This is a genomic window from uncultured Shewanella sp., from assembly GCF_947501665.1.
GTDB lineage: Bacteria > Pseudomonadota > Gammaproteobacteria > Enterobacterales > Shewanellaceae > Shewanella.
This window is the reverse complement of the sequence record NZ_CANMWS010000056.1, coordinates 1-8,164: the sequence shown is the minus strand read 5'-3', so window position 1 is coordinate 8,164 and position 8,164 is coordinate 1. Positions and strand designations below refer to the sequence as shown.

Below are 8,164 nucleotides of genomic sequence, written 5' to 3'. Positions count from 1 at the left end.
GTTAACTCTTCACGGTTTAAATAACCTCTCGCCAACCCTGCACCACCAATATACAATTCACCCGGTACACCAATAGGGGTTAGCTGTCCCACTGCATTTAACACATACAGTCTTATGTTATCAATAACTTGACCAAGAGGAGGCGAAGTAACGGCATTTTGCGGCTGACACTCATAATATGTCGAATCAATAGCAGCCTCAGTCGGGCCATACATATGATACAATTTTGTAGAATTAATACTCACTTGATAAAAACAAGCAACCTGAGTGGCCGTTAATGCCTCTCCACCACAAAAAACACGACGAACTGAAAACGGTAATACTTTGCCTGATGCAGCTAAAGATTGGCTTAAGCCTTCTAACAAAGAAGGAGAAAAGTCAAGAGCTGTAATTCCGTATCGAGAAATTAATGAGTATAATGTTTCAGGGTCAGTATGACTATTAGGCGGCGCCATGACCAAACAGGCACCAACCTGACTTGGACCTAACAGTTCCCACAATGAAACATCAAAAATATAAGGTGTTTTTTGTAATACGACATCAGATTGATCTAATAATTGGTGTGATTGCATCCAATGCAGACGATTAATGATAGCGCTATGCTCAATCATCACACCTTTGGGTGTCCCTGTGGTACCTGAAGTATAAATGACATAAGCTAAATCTGAATGTTTATTAATACAAGCTGGGTTATCAGATGAGTAAGAAGCTAAGTTACTATAAACAAGACTGTTAATATCAGCATTTTGATGCTTGGTTCTATCGCCATTAGCGCTATCCACCATCACAGGGATAACAGTACAGTCCAAATCAGCTGCATTAAGCCACTCAGTTAATTGAGTTTGATAATGAGTTTGAGTGATGATAAATGCCGCATTCGTATCTTGCAATACAAAAAGGGTTCGAGCTCTAGGAAATTCTACAGCTATCGGCACATAGGCTCCCCCCGCTTTAAGTACTGCCAGAATACTCACAAACATCTCAAGGCTGCGATCCAAATAAAGGGCAATTAAAGTGTCAGGTTTAAGTTCGCTTTGATATTTTTCTTGATATTGGCTACGAATGCTATGAGCTAATTGATTTGCTCTCTCATTTAATATTTTATAAGTCAGCTCAGATTCTTCAAATACTAAGGCAATATTATCGGGTGTCTTTAGCACTTGTGCTTCAAACAATTGCTGAAGTGTTTTATCTTTCGGATAGGCCACCTCAGTGCTATTTCGTGTATGCAGCAAACTATATCGTTCATCATCCGATAATAAGCAGACTTCAGCTAATTTATGCTCTGATGCTAGTAAAGCGGATAGCGCCTTATTATACATACCTGCAAAACGTACTATGCTCTTAGTTTCAAATAAACTTTGAGCATAATTCCACTGTATGACTAATACTTCATTGCCATCATCAACACATAAACTCAAGTCATATTTCGCTGGTGAAAACAACGACTCATCTAACAAACTCACTTCATCAAACAACGCCTCGGTTTGCATCCCGCCCATATTGAAGCTTTCCAAGCTAAACATCACTTGAAACAATGGATGCCGTGACAGATCACGCTCAATACACAACTCACTAACCAACTTCTCAAAAGGTAATTCTTGATGCACTTTGGCTTCTTGTACACACTCATGCACTCGATTTATCAATTCAGAGCTCGTTAATTCAGGTGTGACCTGTGTTCGCAATACCAATGAGTTAACAAAGAACCCAATCAAAGATTGCGTTTGCACCAAATGCCTATTATCAGATGGAACCCCGACAATAATATCTTGCTGATTACTCAGCTGACTCAGAGTCAGATAAAAAGCACTCAACATCACCGTAAAGAGGGTGGTATTATGTTCTTGAGCGAGTGCCCTTAATTCATTAGACATTGCAACATCTAACGTCAAATTATAATCAATCCCTCGATAGTCTATTTGTGAAGGCCTCGGCTTATCTATTGGTAAATCCAAAGTCTCAAAATTCGCTAATTTCTCTCGCCAGTAATCCAACTGTACCTTTAATACCTCCCCTCGCAAGGTTTCACGTTGCCATATTGCATAATCACCATAGTTAATAGACTGCTCAGCTAGATTCGGTTTCTTATCAGAATCAAGAGCCTGATAACATTCCATCAACTCATGGAAAAAAACCTCACTAGACCAACCATCAAAAGCAATATGATGCCAAACGAACAATAAATAGCGATTGCCATCAACATCGTAACGACGCAAACGAAACGGCGCTTGATCACTTAACTTAAAAGGTGTTTGAACATCAAATCTAATGCACTGCTCAAATTCAATTTGAGAAACACATTTTTGAACTCGATAATCCAATACACAATCTAATTCTTGGCTATACGCCTCACCTGACTCAGTTTCCAAATACACACTGTTAAGCACTGAATGGCGAGCCACAACCAAATTGATCGCTTTCAACAATAATGAGTGATCCGTTTTAATACGTAAACGCACCAGATAAGGAATATGATAGGTATAACTGCCAGCTTCAAATTGCTCAATAAACCATAAGCGTTCTTGAGCAAATGAGAGCCTTATTTTATCTAGCTGTTCGGCCTTAGGGATAATCAAAATCCCGTAATCTAAATGTTGGGCCAATTTTGCAATTGTCGGATATTTAAATAACTCTGCCAGTGGAATATCGATATTAGCTAATTCTCTCGCTTTCGCGCTCAAACGTATCGCACTAATAGAATCCCCACCAATACGAAAGAAATTATCATGAATACCGATCCTTTTTGAACCAAGTACTTGCTGCCAAACCTGATATAATTGATTCTCTAAATCATTACGCGGCGCCACATAAGTCTCATTGCTCATCTCTTCAGGCTCAGGTAAAGCTGAGCGGTCAAGCTTACCGTTTAAGGTTAACGGAATACGCTCAATTGGAGTGAAACTCACTGGCACCATATAATCGGGAAGCGATTGCGATAACGTAGCACATAAGGTGTCGCTATCGAGTACTGCGTTGCCATTTTTATTATCTTTAGTGGGCACATAAAACGCGGCAAGAAACTGACCACTGTCATTGTCTTTATCACTTTCTTTAACTATCACTACCGCTTGTTTAACCTCTTCAATCTGGCATAGCACATTTTCAATTTCACTCAGTTCAATCCGGTAGCCACGGATTTTGACCTGACTGTCCAAACGGCCCAAATATTCCAGATTACCATCCATCCCCCAACGTACTAAATCACCGGTGCGATACAAACGGGTATACCCTTTTTCAATATCAGCAGCCGTCGCAAAGGGATTATCAATGAAACGCTCAGCGGTTAACTCTTCACGGTTTAAATAACCTCTCGCCAACCCTGCACCACCAATATACAATTCACCCGGTACACCAATAGGTGTGGGCTGCAGCTGAGGAGTAAGGACGTACAATAGGGTATTATTAATCGCTTTACCAATTAATGAAATGAACTCAGAATTAACTTCCAAACAATTAAAGCTTGTAACGTCAATTGCTGCTTCAGTCGGACCATACAAGTTATGCAGTTGAATATTTGAACCATTAACTGATTCAAACTCTCTCATAGTTTGTGAGCGTAACATTTCACCACTACAAAAAATATGAGTCAAACAAGATGGAATATTCAGTGTTAATGCTTTCAAATAAAGAATAAAACCATCAAGTAAAGAAGGAACAAAATGAATCTTAGTTACATGATTGGCTATCACAGTTTGATACAGTCGTTCTGGTACTTTGTGTATTCCAGGCTCGGCAATAACAAGTGTTGCCCCCTGCTGAATAGCCCACAATAATTCCCAGACAGATACATCAAATACATAAGGCGTTTTTTGTAACAAAACATCCGAATTAGTCAACGGATAAGACTGCTGCATCCAGTTTAATCGATTAACAATAGATGCATGACTAACCATCACGCCCTTAGGCTGACCTGTGGTGCCCGAGGTATAAATGACATACGCTAAATCCTCTGGACCACTGTTCGAACAAAGGTTACCGCTGGGCTTTTTATCCATTAACCCTGTACTGTCTGCAATGATAACAACAGGTGAAGGACTTAACTCTTTCAACCAATGACTCAATAATACACTGTGACACTGCTGAGACAGCACGATGGGCGCTTGTGTATCCGCCAACATAAAAAGCGTTCGTGCTTTAGGGTATTCTGGTGACATCGGCACATAAGCTCCCCCCGCTTTTAGTACTGCTAAAATACTCACAACCATCTCAAAACTACGATCAAAATAGAGGGCAATAAGTGTATCTGGACGTAAGGGATGACCGTATTGCGCTTCGTACTGCTCACGTAGCACATACGCCAACTGATTGGCTTTGTCGTTAAGTTCTCTATAAGTCAATGACTCATTATTAAAAACCAATGCAATATGCTCAGGTGTATTGCTAACTTGTGTTTCAAACAATTGGCTAAGTGTCTTATCTTGTGGATAATCTACGTCCGTCTGATTCCACGTATAAAGCAGTTTATGTCGTTCAGCCACAGACAATAAACCAATGTTTAGAAGGGGAGTTTCCGGCTGTGTCATACATTGATCCATTAACCCCATAAATAGCGAGCACAATGATTCAATATCTGTATCATTAAAAAAAGCATGCTGATACGTCACTCTCAACCTAAGAGCATCCTCTCCCTTAAAATCACTCAATCTAATATCTAAAGGAATAGAATCTGATGAATTACTTAAATATTCAGATTTCATCCCAAAATCACTTTGAGGATAGTATTCATAGTTCACGTTTATATCCACTTTAAAATCAGCAGTTATTCGACTCTGATGACCATAAGGAAATTGTGAATGCCGCATCCCTTGTCGTAATTGGTGATCACTTAGTTTTATTAAATCCATAAAATGACTTTTTTCATCCACTGTTGTCGCAATCATTATTTGATTGGAATGCATACCAATAGTCTGCATTCCAATTTTACCTCGGCGGCCATGCACCGAGGTACTGATCACTAACTCATCAGTTTTCAACACTCTAGTGAAATAAAGGTTGACAATACTCAGTAAAAAAACCATTAAACTGATTTGATGAATTTGACAAAACTCACGTAATCCTGCGGTCAGTTCTTGACTCAAACTAACTTCAAAAGTATCCGACTGACTTTGCTGAGGATAAAACTGAGTCAGTCGACTCATTTCATGTTGCGATAAAAACTGATGCCAATATTCTTTATCACGTTGATAACGTTTCGACAAAATATAGTCAGATGCTTTTTCAGCAACTTGCTGATACTCAGGTCGCTTTTCCGTTTGATGGGCCCCCTCTGAAATAGCCGTGTAATAAGCGCTAAAAATATGTTCATAGATCTGAAAAACACTCATTCCGTCGACAAAAAGGTGGTGAAAACGAGAATATAAATAATATCTCCCAGCATTGATTTTCAACAATGCTAATTGGTATCTCTCTCCCCGATGAACATCAAATACTTGCTCATATTGCTTCTTCATCCACGTTTGAGCAGCTTCATCGGTTGGCTGTTCTGAAAAATCCAGCATTATAATCTCTGAAGTAACCAATTCAGGAGGTAACACCCTCTGCAGTGGAATTCCGACTGCCTGTTGTTGAATATCCAAGCGTAAGGCATCATTAACCGCAATGACTTTTCTCCAAGCCTGAATAAGTCTCAAAAGATCGATTTCACCATTAATTACTTGGTACTGCCCAATATTATATTTAGGGCTCTCGCTATTAATTTTTTGATCATACCAAATATTTTCCTGAGCTGGATGCAAGGAAAAGAAATCAGAAATAGAAGTCTTATAAACACTCATTGAACAACTCACTTATATAATTTATTACAGCTTTCTTAGCAACAGCTAACTAAATGACTTATTGATAATAAATACCCCTGATGTCCTAAGCGCTAGAATTCAGAAACAGGGCGAAGAATCGCTTGACCTTGCGTCATTTCTATAATTTGATCGGCAAGGGAAAACCAATCAGGATCGTGGGTAATCGCAATTACGACCTTTCCTTGGTTTTTTAAATCAGGGAGAATGTACTCATAAAAAAGTTTCCTAAAATAGGGATCTTGATCCGCAGCCCATTCATCAAAAATATATATAGGTTTATCTTCCATCAAGGAACATACCAAGCTAAGACGCTTTTTTTGACCAAAAGACAATTGCTCAACTCCAATAAACTGACCATCTTTTAAGCTAAATTTGTCCTGCAAGTGAAATAACGCCATATATCGTTGAAAAACAGCCCCTTTCTTTTTAAACTCAAAAATTAAATTTTCAGAAAATACATAAGGGTTTTGATAAATAACTGACAAACTAGATTGCCAAGAGGAGTAATCATCAGGTGTAAGTTTCACGCCACCGATACGAAGAGAACCATGATCTGGAACAGTTAGGGTTGTTAAGATAGCCATCAAACTGGATTTACCACTCCCATTTTCTCCAATGATAAAAGTCAATTGTCCGGGTAAAAAAATAGCCTCAATCTTTTTCAAAGCAAAACCCGAGCCTGATATATCTCTTGGATATTGATAACTCACTGTTGAAAGGTGAATTGGTTGCCCATCTAAAAAAAATCTATCTTTTGAAGGAATAGAAACACGTTGCTGGGTAAATTGTTGAATGTGCTCATACGCTACACTGGCAGCCATTCCTTGGCTCAAACTCATCACCAACATTGATAATGGGGAAACTACCATCATCATTAAGATAATAAAACTCAATGTTTGTTCAGAGCTTTGTTGATAAAGGAACATTAAACTGACACCAATGAGCAAATAGAACCCTAACCAAAACGTACTAATTATTTGTTGATCCCATAACCAAGATCGAGTCTGGTATTGATGAAGTTTATGGATCCCAGGCACCATATATTGTTTAGAAAAGTAACAACAACGCTCAGGATTAACTTTCAATTCTCTAAAACCATTAACCGAATCTAAAATATGTTGTGTAGTCACCACTCTTTGAGAGCGTGTTCGGCAATGATGTGCTTCAGATCGACGTTGCAACAACCAAATTATCACTAACAATAGAGTCATCATTAACATAAAAAGAGAAGTAGCTACAGGGAAAAAAACAACCATATAACTCAGTAATAGAATCACTTTTACAAGATTCGTAACTAATAATGGAGCCTGTTGAGCAAAGTCTTCCACTTTCTGTACATCATCTGTCAGTAAGTTATGGAAGTAAGATCGCCCTTTTTTTTGAAAATCACTCCATTCGCTATTCAATACTGCTTGCTGTAATCGAACTCTTAAATCAGCAACCCACTGATTAGCAAATGTAGTGATATTTCGTAATGACAAGTGATTGGTTATTACAAAAATTAGTACCAGCCCAATAAATATAGTACAGAAAAAATATATCCCCTCATAATCAATTAACCATTGAAAACGGCTAAGAGTAATCACGACTCCCGTACTCAAAATGCTACTGATAATTCCCCAAAGAACCGCTTGAATAAAGCGACCTCGGTATGTTGTCACACCAATCATATAATCGCCTTATCTTCGTTAAATATTAAAATAAGTTTATTGATGAAAATTAGTATTTGTTGCCACTTGATCTCTTTATTCAGTACATGAAATACAAATGACTCTATCATTATCAGACTTGAGCCTATCCTCTCTTTAATCAGATAATGATTAAGAACGCCTCTTCTCTTTAAAACAGCACATACTTTCCATAATAAGACAACACCTAACACAATAAACCATACGGTGACGGCTTCTGGGTAAAACATATGAACTCCTTCACCAAACTGAACCTGAAAACAAATAACATAGAAGTAAATTATAAAGATTAACCAATGTTAATACCTAGGTAATGTGTAACAAATAAATAAATCATAACCAATTAAATTTAAAGACAAATATAAAAAACAAATATAAATTAATAGATAAAATATGTAAAAATGTAAAAAACTTTATTATCTAGACTAGAAGGTCAACATAAAAAACTGTAATTCCATAACTGAGTTGAATTGATTAAATAGTATTGACTGGTGTTACACAAACCATACCTGATACTCTTTCCTGATAAAAAGCTAAGCTTGATTTATACACCGACTATTTGCAGAGCACCAAAGGTGCTAAGTGCTTAACTAAAAGTTATTCCTAAATTCATATAATAAGTGCAATACTCATGGATGATCAGATGGTGGAGAGCCAACTGCTGGTAGTGGTATGCTT

The 8,164-nt window shown here is 37.8% G+C and carries 3 protein-coding genes; all 3 read right to left on the bottom strand.

What is annotated here, in order from left to right:
• Window positions 1-5,777 (bottom strand): non-ribosomal peptide synthetase (locus Q0976_RS23725; protein WP_299497302.1); only part of this gene is annotated, 5,777 nt, incomplete at its 3' end.
• 92 nt (window positions 5,778-5,869) lie between these two features.
• Window positions 5,870-7,468 (bottom strand): ATP-binding cassette domain-containing protein, encoded by a 1,599-nt coding sequence (locus Q0976_RS23720; RefSeq protein WP_299497300.1) that lies wholly within the window; start codon window positions 7,466-7,468, stop codon window positions 5,870-5,872.
• Window positions 7,465-7,716, bottom strand: a complete 252-nt coding sequence (locus Q0976_RS23715; RefSeq protein WP_299497298.1) for a hypothetical protein — start codon at window positions 7,714-7,716, stop codon at window positions 7,465-7,467. Before Q0976_RS23715 ends, Q0976_RS23720 begins: the two co-directional genes overlap by 4 nt.
• Window positions 7,717-8,164 lie beyond the last annotated feature (448 nt).